19 protein-coding genes are annotated in these 15,769 nt (G+C 64.7%); 10 read left to right on the top strand and 9 right to left on the bottom strand.

Annotated features, from left to right (window positions below; translation table 11 throughout):
* Nucleotides 1-35 precede the first annotated feature (35 nt).
* Both BI347_RS00815 and BI347_RS23360 read right to left on the bottom strand, forming a co-directional pair.
* Nucleotides 36-458: a GNAT family N-acetyltransferase gene (locus tag BI347_RS00815; RefSeq protein ID WP_158020686.1), complete on the bottom strand. Its 423-nt coding sequence runs from the start codon at nucleotides 456-458 to the stop codon at nucleotides 36-38.
* Nucleotides 459-535: 77 nt separating this feature from the next.
* Nucleotides 536-1,075: a hypothetical protein gene (locus tag BI347_RS23360; protein ID WP_139167155.1), complete on the bottom strand. Its 540-nt coding sequence runs from the start codon at nucleotides 1,073-1,075 to the stop codon at nucleotides 536-538.
* Between the two features lie 428 nt (nucleotides 1,076-1,503).
* On the opposite strand from BI347_RS23360, the gene waaC reads away from it, so the two are divergent.
* Nucleotides 1,504-2,463, top strand: coding sequence for a lipopolysaccharide heptosyltransferase I (gene waaC, locus BI347_RS00810; RefSeq protein ID WP_193431048.1), 960 nt, complete (start codon nucleotides 1,504-1,506; stop codon nucleotides 2,461-2,463).
* The gene (gene waaA / locus BI347_RS00805) at nucleotides 2,460-3,728 is read left to right on the top strand and encodes a lipid IV(A) 3-deoxy-D-manno-octulosonic acid transferase (RefSeq protein WP_071115100.1); all 1,269 of its coding nucleotides are present in this window, start codon (nucleotides 2,460-2,462) and stop codon (nucleotides 3,726-3,728) included. The genes waaC and waaA overlap by 4 nt, the downstream gene beginning before the upstream one ends.
* A gap of 133 nt (nucleotides 3,729-3,861) precedes the next feature.
* On the opposite strand, the gene BI347_RS00800 is transcribed toward waaA, so the two are convergent.
* Together BI347_RS00800 and BI347_RS00795 are read right to left on the bottom strand one after the other, a co-directional pair.
* A complete protein-coding gene (locus BI347_RS00800) occupies nucleotides 3,862-4,638 on the bottom strand; it encodes a transporter substrate-binding domain-containing protein (RefSeq protein ID WP_071111670.1) in 777 nt (258 codons plus the stop codon).
* Entirely contained in the window at nucleotides 4,635-5,366 is a 732-nt protein-coding gene (locus tag BI347_RS00795; protein WP_239690797.1) for a chorismate--pyruvate lyase family protein, read from the bottom strand. The genes BI347_RS00800 and BI347_RS00795 overlap by 4 nt, the downstream gene beginning before the upstream one ends.
* A gap of 170 nt (nucleotides 5,367-5,536) precedes the next feature.
* On the opposite strand from BI347_RS00795, the gene BI347_RS00790 reads away from it, so the two are divergent.
* The 3 genes from BI347_RS00790 to BI347_RS00780 all read left to right on the top strand — a co-directional run bounded on the left by BI347_RS00790 (nucleotide 5,537) and on the right by BI347_RS00780 (nucleotide 7,595).
* The gene (locus BI347_RS00790) at nucleotides 5,537-6,139 is read left to right on the top strand and encodes a CBS domain-containing protein (protein ID WP_071111671.1); all 603 of its coding nucleotides are present in this window, start codon (nucleotides 5,537-5,539) and stop codon (nucleotides 6,137-6,139) included.
* Between the two features lie 87 nt (nucleotides 6,140-6,226).
* Nucleotides 6,227-6,706 carry a DUF1203 domain-containing protein gene (locus tag BI347_RS00785; protein WP_071115099.1) on the top strand — a complete coding sequence of 160 codons (480 nt, stop codon included), beginning with the start codon at nucleotides 6,227-6,229 and terminating at the stop codon, nucleotides 6,704-6,706.
* Between the two features lies 1 nt (nucleotide 6,707).
* Nucleotides 6,708-7,595, top strand: a complete 888-nt coding sequence (locus BI347_RS00780; RefSeq protein WP_071111673.1) for a methylated-DNA--[protein]-cysteine S-methyltransferase — start codon at nucleotides 6,708-6,710, stop codon at nucleotides 7,593-7,595.
* Between the two features lie 114 nt (nucleotides 7,596-7,709).
* Here the strand turns inward: BI347_RS00780 and BI347_RS00775 are convergent, their stop codons facing one another.
* Complete coding sequence (locus tag BI347_RS00775) at nucleotides 7,710-9,011, bottom strand: ATP-binding protein (protein WP_071111674.1); 1,302 nt, start codon at nucleotides 9,009-9,011, stop codon at nucleotides 7,710-7,712.
* Between the two features lie 3 nt (nucleotides 9,012-9,014).
* Nucleotides 9,015-9,740 (bottom strand): osmolarity response regulator transcription factor OmpR, encoded by a 726-nt coding sequence (gene ompR / locus BI347_RS00770; protein ID WP_071111675.1) that lies wholly within the window; start codon nucleotides 9,738-9,740, stop codon nucleotides 9,015-9,017.
* Nucleotides 9,741-10,097: 357 nt separating this feature from the next.
* On the opposite strand from ompR, the gene BI347_RS00765 reads away from it, so the two are divergent.
* Together BI347_RS00765 and BI347_RS00760 are read left to right on the top strand one after the other, a co-directional pair.
* A complete protein-coding gene (locus tag BI347_RS00765) occupies nucleotides 10,098-10,439 on the top strand; it encodes a hypothetical protein (RefSeq protein WP_071111676.1) in 342 nt (113 codons plus the stop codon).
* 30 nt (nucleotides 10,440-10,469) lie between these two features.
* Nucleotides 10,470-10,910: a hypothetical protein gene (locus tag BI347_RS00760; RefSeq protein ID WP_139166879.1), complete on the top strand. Its 441-nt coding sequence runs from the start codon at nucleotides 10,470-10,472 to the stop codon at nucleotides 10,908-10,910.
* Nucleotides 10,911-10,919: 9 nt separating this feature from the next.
* Here the strand turns inward: BI347_RS00760 and BI347_RS00755 are convergent, their stop codons facing one another.
* Both BI347_RS00755 and BI347_RS00750 read right to left on the bottom strand, forming a co-directional pair.
* A complete protein-coding gene (locus BI347_RS00755; RefSeq protein ID WP_071111678.1) occupies nucleotides 10,920-11,894 on the bottom strand; it encodes a quinone oxidoreductase family protein in 975 nt (324 codons plus the stop codon).
* Between the two features lie 79 nt (nucleotides 11,895-11,973).
* Nucleotides 11,974-12,555, bottom strand: coding sequence for a YqiA/YcfP family alpha/beta fold hydrolase (locus tag BI347_RS00750; protein WP_071115098.1), 582 nt, complete (start codon nucleotides 12,553-12,555; stop codon nucleotides 11,974-11,976).
* Between the two features lie 185 nt (nucleotides 12,556-12,740).
* Here BI347_RS00750 and BI347_RS00745 point away from each other — a divergent pair, with 185 nt between their 5' ends.
* The 3 genes from BI347_RS00745 to BI347_RS00735 all read left to right on the top strand — a co-directional run bounded on the left by BI347_RS00745 (nucleotide 12,741) and on the right by BI347_RS00735 (nucleotide 14,247).
* Nucleotides 12,741-13,148 carry a hypothetical protein gene (locus BI347_RS00745; RefSeq protein ID WP_071111680.1) on the top strand — a complete coding sequence of 136 codons (408 nt, stop codon included), beginning with the start codon at nucleotides 12,741-12,743 and terminating at the stop codon, nucleotides 13,146-13,148.
* 125 nt (nucleotides 13,149-13,273) lie between these two features.
* Nucleotides 13,274-13,732, top strand: a complete 459-nt coding sequence (locus tag BI347_RS00740; protein WP_071115097.1) for a MarR family winged helix-turn-helix transcriptional regulator — start codon at nucleotides 13,274-13,276, stop codon at nucleotides 13,730-13,732.
* An 86-nt stretch (nucleotides 13,733-13,818) separates the two neighbouring features.
* Nucleotides 13,819-14,247 (top strand): organic hydroperoxide resistance protein, encoded by a 429-nt coding sequence (locus BI347_RS00735; protein ID WP_071115096.1) that lies wholly within the window; start codon nucleotides 13,819-13,821, stop codon nucleotides 14,245-14,247.
* A gap of 22 nt (nucleotides 14,248-14,269) precedes the next feature.
* Here BI347_RS00735 and BI347_RS00730 read toward each other — a convergent pair whose 3' ends face one another.
* Nucleotides 14,270-15,763, bottom strand: a complete 1,494-nt coding sequence (locus BI347_RS00730) for a sensor domain-containing diguanylate cyclase (protein ID WP_158020684.1) — start codon at nucleotides 15,761-15,763, stop codon at nucleotides 14,270-14,272.
* Between the last annotated feature and the right edge of the window lie 6 nt (nucleotides 15,764-15,769).

Below are 15,769 nucleotides of genomic sequence, written 5' to 3'. Positions count from 1 at the left end.
ATCGGCGCCGTATCTGTGGATAAGTCGAAAGGCGTTCACGCCGTACGCGGCAGATCGATCGCGAAAGTGATGCCGGTGTTTTTCTGCTGATAGCCGATATGGCGATAGAAGGCGTGCGCGTCCAGGCGCTGCTGTCCGGAACGCAGCCGGATCCGCGGATAGCCCCTTTCCTGCGCCCATTGCTCGCAGGCGGCCAGCAGCAGCCTGCCTATGCCCAATCCTTGGAAGGCCGGGTCCACTACGATGCCGCCGATTTCCACACAGGATTCGGCCTCAAGCAGATGGACGCCGTGGCCATGCGCCCAGCCGACCACCCGACTTTCGCGCTCCGCCACCCAGATCTCGTTGTCGGGAAAGGCGCGGATGGTGGCGTAGCGCCGCGCGACATCCTCTTCGCTGCTGGGATAGTCCAGATCGCCGCATAGCCGCGCCACCTCGGCGATGTCGCTCTCCAGCATGGATCTGACCAAGGCTTGCATCGTCATCGATCATCAGGTGGGCAAAATTCCATTTTGCATCAGATGAAGTCGAACAATCAAATGTCATTCAATGCCGGGCCGAAACATCTTGCCTGTCTTGCCCGGCGAGCAGTCCATCGCTTGAATACGCGGCGCTTTACCACTGCTGCCCACGTCGTTGCCATGTTGAAACCAGCAGCCCGTTTGTTAGCGGCAAGTTGTCCGCTGTAATGACGGCACGGGTTTTTCCAGTGTGGAGAACCATTCATATCATTGAAAATAAATGACAATTTTCGTTTTCCCCCTGCTTTGGATGCTTGGTTTCCGCTTGCCGGACTGTCTGGTCCCAGCAAGGCTTTCCTAAGGGAGAAGTGGATAACTTTGCGTCGATAGGTTGAGGCTATGACCTTTGCCCTGCTTGGATGAACTGGTCCACAAGCCAATTCGCTTTTTTGCAAACTTCTGTTCTGCAGTGCTTCTGTTTGTCTTTTCCAGCTGTTTTTGCACGCTGCGCCGCTAAATATTTCCTGCCCGCTTCTTTTCTTAGTATTCCCATTTTTATATTGAAGAAACTGGTAGAAGAGGGTCTTTGTCTGTGGGTAAGTACCTATAACCATTGTATTTCAATGGTTTGCTATAACTGGAAAGCTGTTGTCAGCCATGTTTGTTGCTGACTGGCCAGTTGTGGATAAGTTTGAGTTTTTTCGTGGAAGCCTGGTTTTCCACATGTTGGCGGCCGCTATCGCTGCTTGCGCTGTGCACGGATTTTTTGCGCTCGGCCGATGTGGCCTCACCGTTGTTTCTTTAACGCAGTTATAAAATGATGATAATGCTGAAGGAGGGCTTTTTATGTGGATAATCATTAAAAGGTCATATTTTTCATGTGTTTGTCCTGTTGATAGCCATGGGATTATTGCAGCGCGCAAAGGTCTGGCAGATTGTGGATAAATCTGACTTCACTTATTCACAGTGGCTTATCCACATTTGCTGCGGAGGGATTTTACTTGGTTAACCACAGCCCCCCTCGGGTACAATGCGCGCCATGATGAATGTGCTGATCGTGCGCACCTCGTCGATGGGCGACCTTATCCACACCTGGCCCGCCATCACCGAGCTGAAGACGCATTACCCCAATATCCGCTTGAGTTGGCTGGCCGAGGAAAGCTTCGCCGACATTGCCCGGCTGCATCCGCAAGTCGCCGAGGTGCTGACCCTGCGCTGGCGTAGCTGGCGCAAGCGTCTGCTGCGGCCTGCCGCTTGGCGCGAACTGAAAGCGCTGAAGCAACAGCTGCGCGACACCCACTTCGATCTGGTGCTGGACAGCCAAGGGCTGTTGAAAAGCGCCATTCCGGCGCGCTGGGCCGCTGCGCCGCTGGCCGGACTGGATTGGCACAGCGCGCGCGAATCGTTGGCCAGCCTGTTCTACGACAAGAAGCACACGGTGTCGCGCCAGTTGTCGGCGATAGAGCGCAACCGCCGCCTGTTCGGCCTGAGCTTCGGCTATCAGCCGCAGGGCGAGCCGCAATTCGGCGTCAAGGCCGGCGCGAAACCGGCGTGGATGCTCAGCGGCCGTTACGCGGTGCTGCTGCATGCGACCAGCCGCGTTTCCAAGGAGTGGCCGGAGGAGAGTTGGGTGGAGCTGGGAATCCGGCTGGCCAGCCAGCATGACCTGGTGACGGTGCTACCCTGGGGCAGCCCGCGCGAGAAAGCGCGCGCCGAGCGGCTGGCGGCCCGGCTGCCGGCCGCTGTGGTGGCGCCGAAGATGGATCTGCTGGAGGCTGCCGGCCTGCTGGGCCACGCCAGCGCGGTCATCGGCGTGGATACCGGGCTGGCCCATCTGGCCAACGCCTTGAACGTACCGCTGGTGGCCATCTACACCGATACCGATCCGCAACAGACCGGGGTGGTGGAAACGCCTTGGGCGACCAATCTGGGCAATGTCGGGCAATGTCCGACGGTGGAAGCGGTATTGCAGGCGCTGTTTGCCCGCAGGGACTGGACATGAGCTGGCAGCGCCGCCTGTACGGCGGGCTGTGGCGGCCGCTGACGCCGCTGATTCGCCGCTATCTGAAAAAGCGCGCGCAAAAGGCTCCGGCCTATCTGGAGCATTGGGACGAGCGTTTCGGCCGCGCGCTGCAGCCACGCGCCACCGGCGCCATCTGGATACACGCGGTATCGGTGGGCGAAACCCGCGCCGCCCAGCCGTTGGTGGAGGCGCTGCGCCGGCAATGGCCGAATGCGCCGCTGCTGCTGACCCAGATGACGCCGACCGGCCGCGCCACCGCCGAGGCGCTGTACCCGGGCGCGGAGGTGCGCTACCTGCCCTACGATTATCCACAGGCTGCCGCCGCTTTTCTCGCCGCTTACCGGCCACGCTGCGGCATCCTGATGGAAACCGAGCTGTGGCCCAATCTGATCCATGCCGCCGCCGCTCAGCGGGTGCCGCTGATTCTGGCCAACGCCAGGCTGTCCGACAAATCTCTGAAAGGCTACCGCCGGATACTTGGCCTGATCCGGCCGGCAATGCGGGAGTTGACCGCCATTGCTGCGCAAACGGCTGACGATGCCGACCGTTTCCGCCAGTTGGGCGCGGAAAACATTACGATTTGCGGCAGCAGCAAATATGATATAGAGATTCCGTCAGCGCAAATGCAACTGGCGGAATCTTTCCGCCGCCGCATCGGCGGCCGGCAAACGCTGTTGTGCGCCAGCACCCGCGATGGCGAGGAAGCGCTGATTCTGGATGCTTGGCTCGCGGCTGGCGCCGCCGTCGGCGACACGCTGCTGGCGCTGGTGCCGCGCCATCCGGAACGGCTGGCCGCGGTGGCGGAACTGGCGGCGCAGCGCGGCCTGAAGCTGCAGCGCCGCAGCGACGAAGCCGCGCTGGCGGCGGATACCCGGGTATGGCTGGGCGACAGCATGGGCGAGATGTTCGGCTACCTGGGCGCCTGCGACGTCGCCTTCATCGGCGGCAGCCTGCAGCCTTTCGGTTGCCACAATCTGATCGAGCCGGCGATCGTCGGCGTGCCGGCGCTGTTCGGCCCTTCGGTGTTCAATTTCCAGCAGGCCGCCGCCGACGCGCAGGCGGCCGGCGCGGCGACCCAGGTGGAGGATGCCGCCGGGATGGTGTCGGCGGCGCTGGCGCTGCTGGCGGATCCGGCGCGGCGCGAGGCGATGCGCCGGGGCGCGGCGGCATTCCGCCAGGCCCACCGCGGCGCCAGCCAGCGGATGCTGGAACTGATACGCGCCACGCTGGCGGCGCGGGAATAAGTCGCGGCTTGAAGTTGGCAAAGCCGTTCACGCTGCGGGCGCGGACGGCTTTTTTATTGTTTCGGCTAGGGGAGCCGGCATGCCAAGGCGCAACCCATTGCTGCATCCTGCCCCGTCCGGGCCGGCATCCGATTCACTGACCCAGCCACTGCGCCGACAAGCGCGCGAAGCCGCCGTCCTGCAGTCTCTGGCTCAGCCATTGGTCGACCCAGGCCTTCCAGCGCCAGTCGTTGGGCAGCAGATAGGCTTTCTGCGAAAAATCGAAGGGGCGCTCCGGATGGATCGCGCACAGCGCCGGATGCAGTTTTTGCTGATAGCGGGTTTCCACCGCGTCGGTGACCATCAGATCTGCCTTTCCATCGATTATCTGTTGGAAAATCCGGGTATTGTCGGGGAAAACCGTCAATTCAGCCTGCGGCAGATTGGTGCGGGCGAAGCGCTCGTTGGTGCCGCCGGGATTGACCGCCAGCTTCACGCCAGGCTGGTTGATTTGCGCCAGCGTCTGGAAGCGCCGCTGGTTTTCGCAGCGGGCGATCGGCGTTTTGCCGTCGTTCAGATAGGGGATGGAATACAAAGCCCGCTTCTGCCGCTCCAGGCTGACCGATATTCCGCTCATCGCGATGTCGAATTTGTCGGCCGCCTGGTCGCGCATCAGCGCCGGCCAGCTGGTGGGAACCAAGCGCAGCCTGACGCCCAGCGCGCGGGCCAGGTCTTCCGCCAAATCTATGTCCAGGCCCTGGTAGCGGCCGCTGGCCGGGTCCTTTCCGCTGAACGGCAGGTAGTCGCCGGTGGTGCCCACCCGCAACTCGCCGCGTTGCAGGATGTTGTCCAACTGGTCGGCGCCGGCGGTCTGGCCGGCCAGCGCGCAACTTGCGACCAGGCTGGCCAGGAGGAATCTGCGCCTGGTCATGGCGCAGTCTGCGGCTGGTTGAGCGGGAAGGCGAACAGGTCGTGGCGGTAGGTTTCCACCACCAGGCTGAACGGCACATTGCCGTCCCGGTACAGCACGGCGCGGTGCTGGATCAGCTGTTCCGGAATCTCCAGGCCTTGGGTTTTGGCGGCGGCCGGCGCCGGGCGCATTTCCCAGCCCTGCGGCAGCGGCGACCACAGCAGCTTGGCCTGTTCGGTGCGGCGGGTGAAATTGAGCGCTCGCACCGCGGTGCCGAATGGGGTGTCGGTGGTGTCCAGCAGACGGTTCATCTCCGGAGTGAGGCGCGACGGCACGTACCAGTTGTCGGCTTCCGACAGCACATGGTCGCCGCAGGCCAGCTGCACCCGGCGGTAACCTATCGCCTCGCTGGCGCCGACCTGCAGCTGCTTGCGGATTTCGGCGTCGGCCGGCTTGCGGGTGTTGTTGTCGCGCAGCGCGCGGATGCGTGGCTCCGCCGCCAGCCGGTGCTCGCCGCACCACTGCTGCAGCGTGCGGGTGGCGCTGCTGTTGCTCAACAGGGTGGCGTTGACGGTTTGCAGCAGCGCCAGCGCCTTGACGCGGGTGGCCTCGCTGTCCTGCCAGCCAGGATAGGGCCAGCCGTCGGCGCGAGCGGCGGTGGACAGCAATAGGGCGGCGGGCAGCAACAGCCCCAGCGCCTTGAGGGGGAATCGAGCGGCATTGAGCCGGCGGTTGGCATGATGGTTCATAGATTTGCGGAAGAATTAGAACAAAGACATTAAATAGACGTTGTATAAACGTAAAGTTCCCTGTCGGGACGCTGAAGTCGGGAGGCTTTTCCGCTAACGTGAAAGCTGGGCCGCCCGCAACGGGCTGGGCAGCCCGTCTCACCTTCTGTCTTGGCCCGCGAGGAGCCGCCATGGCTAACGATTTTCAATCCTTGCCCACCCTGACTCTGCCACGCACCACCGATCTGGTGCAACTGGAGCAGCGTCCGCATCCTCCGATTACCGTGCACAGCCCGGCGCTGAGCGCGATGACCGACCTGCGCCTGGTCAATCCGGTGGGCATTTCCGCCGACGCCGGGCTGCGCGAGGCTCACCAGCGCATGATCAGCCACGGCATCCGCCTGTTGTTCGTCCACGATGACGAAGGCAGCCTGCTGGGGCTGGTGACGGCGGTGGATCTGCTGGGCGAGCGGCCGATCCAGTGCATGAAAGAGCACGGCAAGCACCACGCCGACGTGCTGGTCGGCGACGTGATGACGCCGCGCGCCAGGCTGGATGCGTTGCAACTGACCGATGTGGCGCTAGCCAATGTCGGCCAGCTGGTGGCGACGATGAAGCAACTGGGCCGCCAGCACGCGCTGGTGGTGGAACTGAATCCGGCCAGCGGCCATCATGAAGTGTGCGGGCTGTTCTCCACCAGCCACATGGCGCGCCTGCTGGGCATGCCGCTGTCCTTCATCCGGGTACCGCAGGCCTTGTCGGAAATCCAGTATTCGCTGCTGTACACCGGCTGATCCGGTCGGCAAGTCGGCAAGAATCGGGTCGTGTCCCGCCGGCCCTCTCCCTAGACTTGAGGCATCGAAAACCTCAAGGAGAACGCGATGACCTGGCGAGTGCAAACGCTGAACGACGGCTTTTTGCGGCGGACGCGGGAGGACGGCCTGGACGATCTGGGCCAGTCGGTGGTCCGTTTGACGGCGCAGGGAGACGAGCCCTGCCGCGACGCCTTGCGCCGGGCCCGGCCCGGCGAGCCGCTGATCCTGGCCAGCTACAGTCCGTTCCGGCAGGCCGGGCCGTACCGCGAGTACGGGCCTGTCTACCTCTTGGCGGCGGCGCAGCCGCAGTCCTCGCCGTCTTTGCCGGCCTTGTTGCGGCGCGCGGGGGACGACGCCTATCTGGGCGAGCGCATTGCGCTGCGCGCCTACGACCGCCGCGAATTCATGCTGGAGGCGATGCTGGTCGAGCTTGGCCTGGCGGCCGATCTGCTGGCGCGCTGGGCGGCGCGGCCCGAAGTCGCCAGCGCGTTGTTGCGTTTTCCCGCCCAAGGCTGCCATGCTCTGCGGCTAGACAGGAACGGCTGACATGGACCTCCAATTGCAAACCCATCCAGAAGACGCGCGCGACTACGCCCGCATCGGCGACGCCATCCGCTATCTGGTGGCGCACGCCACCGAGCAGCCGCAGCTGGCTGATTTGGCCGCCGCCGTGCACCTGTCGCAATCGCGGCTGCAGCGGCTGTTCACCTGCTGGGCCGGGGTCAGCCCCAAGCGTTTTATCCAGCAGCTGACCTGCGAAGCGGCTAAAGCGCGCTTGGCCGCCGGCGTGCCGGTATTGCCGCTGGCGTACGAGTTGGGCCTGTCGGGCGGCAGCCGATTGCATGATCTGTTCGTCACGCTGGAGGCGATGACGCCGGGCGAATATCAGAGGGGAGGCGCCGGCCTGGAGATAGGCTGGAGCGTGGAGGCCAGCCGCTTCGGTCCGCTGCTGCTGGCGCAGACGGCGCGCGGCATCTGCGCCTTGCAGTTCGTCGTGGATGAGGCGGGCGCCGAAACCTGGCTGCACGAGCAATGGCCGCAGGCGCGCTTGCGTCGCCAGAATGGCCAGGGGCGGGCGCTGGCCGAGCGGCTGTTCGCGCCGCTGTCGCTGCGCGACGGCCCGCCGCTGGCCTTGAGGGTGCAGGGCAGCAATTTCCAGATCCAGGTGTGGCGGGCGTTGCTCGGTGTGCCTTATGGCGGCCTACTCAGTTACGGCCAATTGGCGGCCAGCATTGGGCGGCCGCAGGCGGCACGGGCGGTGGGCAGCGCCGTCGGCGCCAATCCGGTGGCCTGGCTGATTCCCTGCCACCGGGTGATCCGCGCCGAGGGCGCCTTGGGGCAATACCGCTGGGGCGAGGCGCGCAAGGCGGAACTGGTCGGTTGGGAAAGCGCGCAGTTGGCGGCGCAGCCGCAAGACGCGGCATGGATGGCCTGAGGCGCGAATCCGTCCGGTTCGGCGCAGGGTTCGCGCGGCGGGATCTGGCCAAAACCGCCGGGCTAGAAGTTTGCGGTTGCGTCGACAGGGCCGGACGGATGCCCGGCCCCGGTCTCAGGCCAGCGGCAGGTGGATCGCCACCTTGAAGCCGCCGTCCTCGTCGGCCAGCTCCAGTCGGCCGCCATGCTGCTTGACGATGCGGGAGACGATGGCGAGGCCGAGGCCGCTGCCGCCATCGGTGCCGCGGTGCTCGGCCAGCCGTTCGAATGGCGCCAGCGCGGTTTCGCGCAAGGCGGCCGGTATGCCCTGGCCGTGGTCTATCACGCTGAGCAGCACTTCGCCCTCTCCTTGCTCCACTCTCACCACCACCGGGGGCTGGCCGTAGCGGCGGGCGTTTTCCAGCAGATTGCTGAGCAGGCGCTCCAGCGCCAGCGCGTCGGCCTGCAGTTCCGGCTCGTTGCGGATGTCCAGTTTCAGGTCCATGTCTTCGCGGCGGAAGCGCGCCACCACGCTGGCGGCCAGGTCGGCCAGCGCCACCGGCTCCAGGCGGCTGGTTTCCTCGGCGCGGGCGAAGTCGATGAACTGGCGAACGATGCGCGACAGCTCGTCGATGTCGGACAGCATGTCGTGCTGATCGTGGCTGGCGTCCTGCATTTCCAGCGTCAGCTTCAGCCGGGTCAGCGGGGTGCGCAGATCGTGCGACAATCCGGCCAGCATCAGCCGCCGTTCGCGCGCGGCGTTGTCCAGCGCCTGCGCCATGCTGTTGAAGTTGTGCGCCAGCAGCTGCACTTCGCGCGGGCCGGTTTCCGGGATGGCCTGCGGCATCGAACCGCCGGCCAGTTCGCGGCTGGCCATCACCACCCGGCTGATCGGCCGGGTGATGCGCCAAGCGAACAGGGACGCCAGCACCGTGGCGAACAATGCGGCTAGCAGCGACGCCTGCAGCATCGGATTGATCCAGCGCTCGCGGTAGCGGCCAAACGGAATCACCAGCCAGTACGGCTGATCCAGCACGTGCACGTGCACCCACAGCTCGCTGTGGTCTTCGCGCCGCGCATAATGGGCCTGGATCGGCTCGTTCAGGTCATGCGACAGCCGCTGCGCCAGCATGGCGCCTATCTTGGGCAGATCGTCGGCGAAGCTCTGGCCGTGGTCGGCGTTGAACGGCAGCAGGCTGGGCAGGCCGGGACGGTTGTAGTTGTCCAGAAAGGCCTGCTTCTCCTCGTTGCTCATGCCGGTCATCGAGTCTTCCAGATAGGACAGCGTGTCCAACACCTGGATGTACAGCTGGCGCTCCAGCAGCTTGTGTCTTTCGAGGTTGGCCAGCGAGATGGTGAACAATTGGGTGGCGATCACCACCGTCACCACCAGCAGCGCCAAGCGAAAGAACAGCGAGCCAAACAGCTTGCGTAACAAGGCTTACTCCCTGGGCGAGCCGTCCGGAACGAACACGTAGCCGTAGCCCCACACCGTCTGGATGTAGCGCAACTGGCTGTCGCCGTTTTCCAGCGCCTTGCGCAGGCGCGAGATGTGCACGTCTATGCTGCGGTCCAGCGATTCGCCGTTGCCCTTGCCCAGCGCCAGCTCCATCAACTGTTCGCGGGTGAGCGGGCGGCGCGGGTGGTTGACCAGCACCGACAGCACGGCGAACTCGGCGCTGGTCAGCGCGATCGCCTGGCCGCTGCGGCGCAGCTCGCGCTGACCCAGATTAAGCGAGAATTCGCCGAACTCCACCACGTCGTCGGCATTGTGCTGGGCGGCCAGCGCCGGCGTGGTATGGTGGCGGCGCAGCACCGACTGGATGCGCGCGGTCAGCTCGCGCGGATTGAACGGTTTGGGCAGGTAGTCGTCGGCGCCCATTTCCAGGCCGAGGATGCGGTCGATGTCCTCGCCGCGGGCGGTCAGCATGATCACCGGCAGCGATTCGCCCTGGGCGCGCAGGCGGCGCACCACCGCCAGTCCGTCCTCGCCGGGCATCATCACATCCAGCACGATCAGGTCGGGCCGGTTGCGTGCCAGCTTGCGGTCCAGATCCTTGGGGTCGGGCAGGGTTTCCACGCTGTAACCCTGTTGGGTCAGGTAACGGGTCAGCAGCTCGCGCAGCTTGGCATCGTCGTCCACGACCAGGATTTTATTGTGTTCCATGTGGTTGTCCTCAGTGTTCAGGCTGCCAGCTTAGCGTTGCGCGCGCGCGCTCTGGCAGGCCTTGTTTTTACAGATGTTAAGCCCGCTCGTCGCGATACAGTCGTTAACAATTGTGGGGCCGACGCAGACGTCTGCGCAAATGCTTGGCCCTAAGCTTGGACAACAGCGGGACGAAAGTCCGGTTCCGCAATGCAACGGCCAATATTTTCAAATGCTTGGAAAAGCCGCGCCATCATGGGCGCAATGGCGGATCCAGGCCGGTAGACGCTTGCCCCCAGGCCAGTGGACAACCCGATTCCGCCATGCCGTCCCGAGTGGTCATGGCCGTGGTTGTCATAGACAGGATAAAATGCCGATATGAAGCGATACCTGATCATTCTGCTGTGGGGCAGCCTGTTTGCGCAACAGGCCACGCTGGCGCAGACTTTCCACCAGCATGGCCCGGCCCGCAGCGCCGAGGCCAGGTCAGCGCCGACATCGTGTCAAACCGATCCGCAATGCCCGGAAAACCGCCGCTTGCGCAATCTGCGCCTGCGCGAAGCCGCGAAGAACGGCGACATGGGATTTGATCCGGTCAAGCACCAGTCCAACCGCTTGTTGCCGCCGACGCCGGACGGGCACGCGCAAACCACGCCGGTCAGGCCGAATTTTTGGCAAGATAAGCGCAGGCAGGAACAACAACAGAACCAGTCCGAATAATTCGTCGTCCGCTCGGGAAAGGACGCTGTGATGAAGCAACAGGGGATGTCCAGCTGGGAGGGGTGCGTCCGCGCCGGTTTCGGACTGTTGCTGTGCTGCCTGGGCAGCCAAGCGGCGGCGGCGGATGTCGATTGCAGCCGGGCCATCGCGCCGCAGCGCTGCCAGGCCTACCAGCAGGGCTTGCGCAGCTGCCTGGACCTGGCCGAACCGCAGCGGCGCGTCTGCCTCGCCTACTACACTCCGCCATTGAGTTGCCAGCGCCAGCGCGACGCCAAGCGTTGCGAAGCCTTGCTGGCGGCGCAGGCGTCCTGCGAGGGCATGACCGGCGCCGGTCGGCGCCAGTGCATAGACGAACGCCTGCCGTCAGGCGACTGCTCGCGCTTGCCGCAGAGCTGCGCGGAGGGAGCCTGCGACTCGTCGCGGCGCCGCGGCGCCGGCTGGTGCCTGTCGGCGCCGCCGTTGGCGGATTGAGCCTGCGGCTCAGGGCAGCAGGATCACCGATCCGGTGGTGCGGCGCGCTTCCAGATCGCGGTGCGCTTGCGCGGCCTCGGCCAGCGGATAGCGGTGCGATGGCGTCACCCGGATTCGGCCGTCAGCCAGCCGCGCGAACAGCGCCTGGGTCGAAGCCTCCAGTTCTTCGCGGCTGGCGGTGTAGTCGCCAAGCTTGGGGCGGGTGAGGAACAGCGAGCCGTGCTTGGTCAGCTCCAGCGGCGAAAGGGCCGGCACCGGGCCGGAGGCATTGCCGAAGCTGACCATCATGCCGCGCGGCGCCAGGCAGGACAACGAAATCTGGAAAGTGTCCTTGCCCACCGAGTCGTACACCACCGGCACGCCCTTGCCGCCGGTGATGTCGCGCACCCGGGCCACCACGTCTTCCTCGCCGTAGTTGATCACATGGGCGGCGCCCAGCGCGCGGGCGATTTCCGCCTTGGCCGCCGAACCGACGGTGGCGATCACCTTGGCTCCCATCGCTGTCAGCCATTGCAGCGCGATCTGGCCCACGCCGCCGGCGGCGGCATGCCACAGCACGGTCTGCCCAGGCTGCACCGGGTAGGTGCGCTGCACCAGATACTCGACGGTCATGCCCTGCAGCATCGCGCAGGCGGCGGTTTCGTCGCCGATCTCGTCCGGCAGTTTGACCAGGTGCTGCGCGGAGATCAGCCTTTGGCTGGAATAGGCACCCAGAGGGCCGCCGGCATAGGCGACGCGGTCGCCGCTCCTGAGCCAGTCCACCCCCTCGCCCACCGCCTCCACCACGCCGGCGGCTTCGCTGCCCAGGCCACTGGGCAGCGGCAGCGGATAGAGGCCGCTGCGCTGGTAGATATCGATGAAGTTGACGCCGATGGCGGTATGTCGCAGCCGGACTTCGCCCGCGGCGGGCTGTCCTACCTGGGCCGGGGCCAGGCGCAGCACATCCGGGCTGCCGCTTTCTGAAAACACGATGCTGTGGCTCATGGCGCACTCCTTGGAAATGGGAAGCGTCAGTCTGCTCCGACGCCATGCCAGCGGCAAGCCCGCGCCGCTGAACGGGCCGTCAAACGGAGATGGACAGTTGCCGGCGCGCCCAGGCGACGACTTCCGGCAATACCTTAGGCCAGTTGTTCAGGCGGTGGTCGTCGCCATTGAATACAGTCTGCCGGCTGTGACGGTAATGGGCCGCGGCTTCGCGCCAGTCCAGCACTTCGTCGCGGCTGCTCAGCAGCAGCCAGTAGCGCCGCCGGCTCGGCGTTTCCACCCGCTGCGACTGCAGCGCCGCCAGATCGTCGTCTCCCAGGATGTAGGCCTCGCCGGTATAGGGATTGGTTTGCTCGCCGGCGAAGCGCGCCAGGTCGCGGTCGGGGCGGATGGCCGGATTGATCAGCACCGCCGGGCGCCGCTGCCGTTCGGCCAGGCAACTGGCGTAGAAGCCGCCTAGCGAGCTGCCGATCAGCAGCGTGTCTTCCGGCAGCGCGGCCAGCAGTTCGCCAGCCTGGCGCACGGCTTCGGCCGGATGCGGCGACAGCCGCGGGCAATGCAGTTCGATGTCCGGCGCATGCTGCCGGAGCCAGGCGGCGGTTTCGCCGGCCTTCAGCGACTGCGGGCTGGAGTTGAAGCCATGAAGATAGACGATATGCATGAAGTTTGCCGCCAGTGGAATAGCACTTGATGTTACGACGCGGCGCAGCGCTTGTCAGTTGCCGCGGATAGTTGGACGAGTTGTAAATTTAGGGTAAAAGCTCTTTGCCATCCATTGCCGGCCATTGTCATCCAGGCGCGGCGGATGCTCAAATAAGCGACAAATAAAAATCGAGGAGAAACGACATGACCACCCTTCCCGCCGGCGCGCCGGCCGCTACCCCGCATTCGCTGGAAAGCCTGATCGTGGCTTGCGGCTATCTGCAGCACAGCGCCCTGCTGTTCGCGCCGGATCTGAACGGCGATGTGGCGCTGATCCGTTCCGGCTTCTGTCCCCGGCATCAGGTGCAATGGGACGCCCAGGGCGAAATGCGGGTTTGCGCGGAGGTGCACGACGAAGTGGATGCCCTGTTGCAAGGCAGCCATACCCTGCGTTTTGCGCTGCATGAGATGCTGATGCAGTTTGGTCCGGAGGTTTGCAACGAATCGCTGGCCCGCATTATTCTGCAAGGCGTGCGCAGCCTGGGTGATTGGCATCAGGTGTGCCAGTCGCTGGCCGATCTGGGCCGCGGCCCTGTGCGGGTGGCGGCCTGAGCCGAACCGGCGCAAGCGGAGCCCACCCGAGGACGTGATTCCGTTTTTTGCGCATAGGGCGGGAGTCCGGCTTGCGGTAAAAATTATTGCTTGCAAATAAATAGCGCACTATTTAATATTTGGACATGGATCCAAACCCAATCTGCCCGTCCGACCCCAAGCTGCTGCAACTGGATCAGCAACTGTGCTTCGCGCTGTACTCCGCCTCGCTGGCGATGAACAAGGCCTACCGCGACAGCCTGAAACCGCTGGGCATCACTTATTCGCAATACTTGGTGCTGCTGGTGCTGTGGGAGCAGGACCAGCGCTCGGTATCCGACATCGGCGACAAGCTTTATCTGGACTCGGCGACGTTGACGCCGCTGCTCAAGCGGATGGAGGCGGCCGGCTGGCTGTCGCGCGAGCGGCTGGCCAGCGACGAGCGGGTAGTGGTGGTGCGGTTGAGCGCGGCCGGACGAGAGCTGCGCGGCCAGGCGGAATCGATTCCGCTGAAGATGCTGTGCCGCAGCGGACTGCCCTTAGAGGACATACAGCAGTTGAGAGCAGCCTTGTGCGGCTTGCGCGATCAGCTGCTGCAGCCATGAAGCCCGTTTGGGTTTTGGTATTTATATAGCTCGCTATTTAATAGCTAGTTATTTTTATCTCAAACCATGAGCGAAGGAGAATCTGGATGAATACCCTGCAAAAAGTGCTGTACACGGCCGAAGCCACCGCCTTTGGCGGCCGCGATGGCCGCGCCGAGTCCAGCGACAAGGCGCTGCAGCTGCAGTTGAGCACGCCGCGCGAATTGGGCGGCGTCGGCGGCGACGGCACCAATCCGGAACAACTGTTCGCCGCCGGCTATTCCGCCTGCTTCATCGGCGCGCTGAAAGTGGCGGCGATGCAGGCCAAACTCCGCCTGCCGGCCGAAGTAGCGGTCAGCGGCAAGGTTGCCATCGGGCCGATAGCGCACGGTTTCGGCATCGCGGTGCGGTTGGAAGTTTCGCTGCCGGGGATGGAGCGCGCCGCGGCGGAGGAGCTGGTGCAGGCGGCCCACCGCATCTGCCCCTACTCCAACGCCACGCGCGGCAATATCGCGGTGGAGCTGAGCCTGAAGTGAGGATGGCGGCCGGAGGCCGCCGTCAGGCGACGGTTTCCGACTGGCGGTTGGGCGATTGCTTGTTGCCGTACATCTTGCGGTCGGCCACCGCCAGCAATTCGTCTATCAGCAGGCCGTCCTCCGGGTAATAGGCGATGCCTATGCTGACCCCCACCATGATGCGGTGCTGGTCCACCGGGTACGGCATCTGGATTGCCTGCTTCAGCCGCGCCACCACCTTGTCGGCCTCGCGGTTGGACTCGATGTCTTCCATCAGGATGACGAATTCGTCGCCACCCAGCCTGGCGACGGTGTCCTCGTTGCGGATCACGTCCTGGATGCGGGCGGCGATCAGCTGTAGTACCCGGTCGCCGGCAATGTGGCCGTAGGTGTCGTTGACCGGCTTGAAACGGTCCAGGTCGAGGAACAGCAGCGCAAGGCGCTTGCCGCTGCGATCGACCCGGCTGATAGCGTGCTGCAGCCGGTCGTAGAACAGGTTGCGGTTGGCCAGGCCGGTAAGCCGATCGTGGTTGGCCAGGTGGAACAGCTGGCTCTCGCGCAGGCGGCGGCTGTTGTTGCTGCGCACGAAGCTGTAGCTGGCCAGCGCCAGGCCGGAGCCCAGCAGCAGCGACAGCAGCAGCCATACCACCCATTCGAACAAGCCGATCTGCGCCCAACCCTGTTGCCAACTGAGGGTGAAGCGCAGCGGCTGGCCGGCGCCGCCCAGCAGCTGGCTGGTTTCCAGCCGCGGGAACAGCAGGCGCTCCAGCGCGTCGGGATGGCTGTTGCCCAGCAACAGCGCCTGGCCGCCGGGCGGTCGCAGGGGATCGTCGCGGTGGCGCACGCTGACCGCCATGCCCGGCGGCAGGATGAGGTCGGGCGGCAGCAGCGAGTCGGCGCGGATGAACAGCATGGCGAAATGCCGGGGTTGCAGCTCAAGCGGGCCGCTGGCCTGATGCTTGTCTATGCTGCGCAGCAGCACGTAGCCGGCTTCGCCATCGGGCAGACGCAGCTGGCGCGATAGCGTGGTGCGGCCGCTATTGAGGGTTTCCTGCAGCGCTTCGCGCAATTGCGGCTGCTGCGAGGCGTCCATTCCCACCAGTTGCAGATTGCCCTGCGACTGCGGCTCGGCGAACATCAATGGGAAATATTCGTCCTGGGCCGGCAGCGGCCGGGCGGCCGATGGCCGCGCATAGGCGCGCAGTCGGTAGCCAGCGCCGTATTCGCGCTGCAACTGGCGGTTGTAGCCGTCGATTCTGGATTGCGGCACCCGTTCGATGTGGGCCAGGGTGGTGATCTGCGGATAGCGGCGCAGCAGCTGCAATACGAAGGGATGTTTCTGCCGGATTTCGTTTCGGTGGTCCAGGGCGCTGAAGGTGGCGTAGCTGTCGAGCACGGTTTCATTGGTGAGCAGACGCTGTTTCAACTGCTCGGTCAATTGCTGCGACTGGTTGTTGAATTGCTGTTCCGCGCCCAGCAGCGAGCGGCTGGCAATCGACAGGGCCGCCAGCGCGCTCAATATCAGCCACAGGGCCATGCACCC

The sequence above is a fragment of the Chromobacterium sphagni genome (genome assembly GCF_001855575.1).
Taxonomy (GTDB): Bacteria; Pseudomonadota; Gammaproteobacteria; order Burkholderiales; family Chromobacteriaceae; genus Chromobacterium; species Chromobacterium sphagni.
The sequence above is the reverse complement of the archived record's forward strand: the minus strand, read 5'-3'. Positions and strand labels throughout refer to the sequence as shown.

Excerpts from the sequence above, each read along its gene's own strand:
- BI347_RS00815 (WP_158020686.1), bottom strand. The coding sequence starts at position 458 with ATGCTGGAGAGCGACATCGCCGAGGTGGCGCGGCTATGCGGCGATCTG.
- BI347_RS23360 (WP_139167155.1), bottom strand. The coding sequence starts at position 1,075 with ATGGTTATAGGTACTTACCCACAGACAAAGACCCTCTTCTACCAGTTT.
- waaC (WP_193431048.1), top strand. The coding sequence starts at position 1,504 with ATGAATGTGCTGATCGTGCGCACCTCGTCGATGGGCGACCTTATCCAC.
- waaA (WP_071115100.1), top strand. The coding sequence starts at position 2,460 with ATGAGCTGGCAGCGCCGCCTGTACGGCGGGCTGTGGCGGCCGCTGACG.
- BI347_RS00800 (WP_071111670.1), bottom strand. The coding sequence starts at position 4,638 with ATGACCAGGCGCAGATTCCTCCTGGCCAGCCTGGTCGCAAGTTGCGCG.
- BI347_RS00795 (WP_239690797.1), bottom strand. The coding sequence starts at position 5,366 with ATGAACCATCATGCCAACCGCCGGCTCAATGCCGCTCGATTCCCCCTC.
- BI347_RS00790 (WP_071111671.1), top strand. The coding sequence starts at position 5,537 with ATGGCTAACGATTTTCAATCCTTGCCCACCCTGACTCTGCCACGCACC.
- BI347_RS00785 (WP_071115099.1), top strand. The coding sequence starts at position 6,227 with ATGACCTGGCGAGTGCAAACGCTGAACGACGGCTTTTTGCGGCGGACG.
- BI347_RS00780 (WP_071111673.1), top strand. The coding sequence starts at position 6,708 with ATGGACCTCCAATTGCAAACCCATCCAGAAGACGCGCGCGACTACGCC.
- ompR (WP_071111675.1), bottom strand. The coding sequence starts at position 9,740 with ATGGAACACAATAAAATCCTGGTCGTGGACGACGATGCCAAGCTGCGC.
- BI347_RS00765 (WP_071111676.1), top strand. The coding sequence starts at position 10,098 with ATGAAGCGATACCTGATCATTCTGCTGTGGGGCAGCCTGTTTGCGCAA.
- BI347_RS00760 (WP_139166879.1), top strand. The coding sequence starts at position 10,470 with ATGAAGCAACAGGGGATGTCCAGCTGGGAGGGGTGCGTCCGCGCCGGT.
- BI347_RS00755 (WP_071111678.1), bottom strand. The coding sequence starts at position 11,894 with ATGAGCCACAGCATCGTGTTTTCAGAAAGCGGCAGCCCGGATGTGCTG.
- BI347_RS00750 (WP_071115098.1), bottom strand. The coding sequence starts at position 12,555 with ATGCATATCGTCTATCTTCATGGCTTCAACTCCAGCCCGCAGTCGCTG.
- BI347_RS00745 (WP_071111680.1), top strand. The coding sequence starts at position 12,741 with ATGACCACCCTTCCCGCCGGCGCGCCGGCCGCTACCCCGCATTCGCTG.
- BI347_RS00740 (WP_071115097.1), top strand. The coding sequence starts at position 13,274 with ATGGATCCAAACCCAATCTGCCCGTCCGACCCCAAGCTGCTGCAACTG.
- BI347_RS00735 (WP_071115096.1), top strand. The coding sequence starts at position 13,819 with ATGAATACCCTGCAAAAAGTGCTGTACACGGCCGAAGCCACCGCCTTT.
- BI347_RS00730 (WP_158020684.1), bottom strand. The coding sequence starts at position 15,763 with ATGGCCCTGTGGCTGATATTGAGCGCGCTGGCGGCCCTGTCGATTGCC.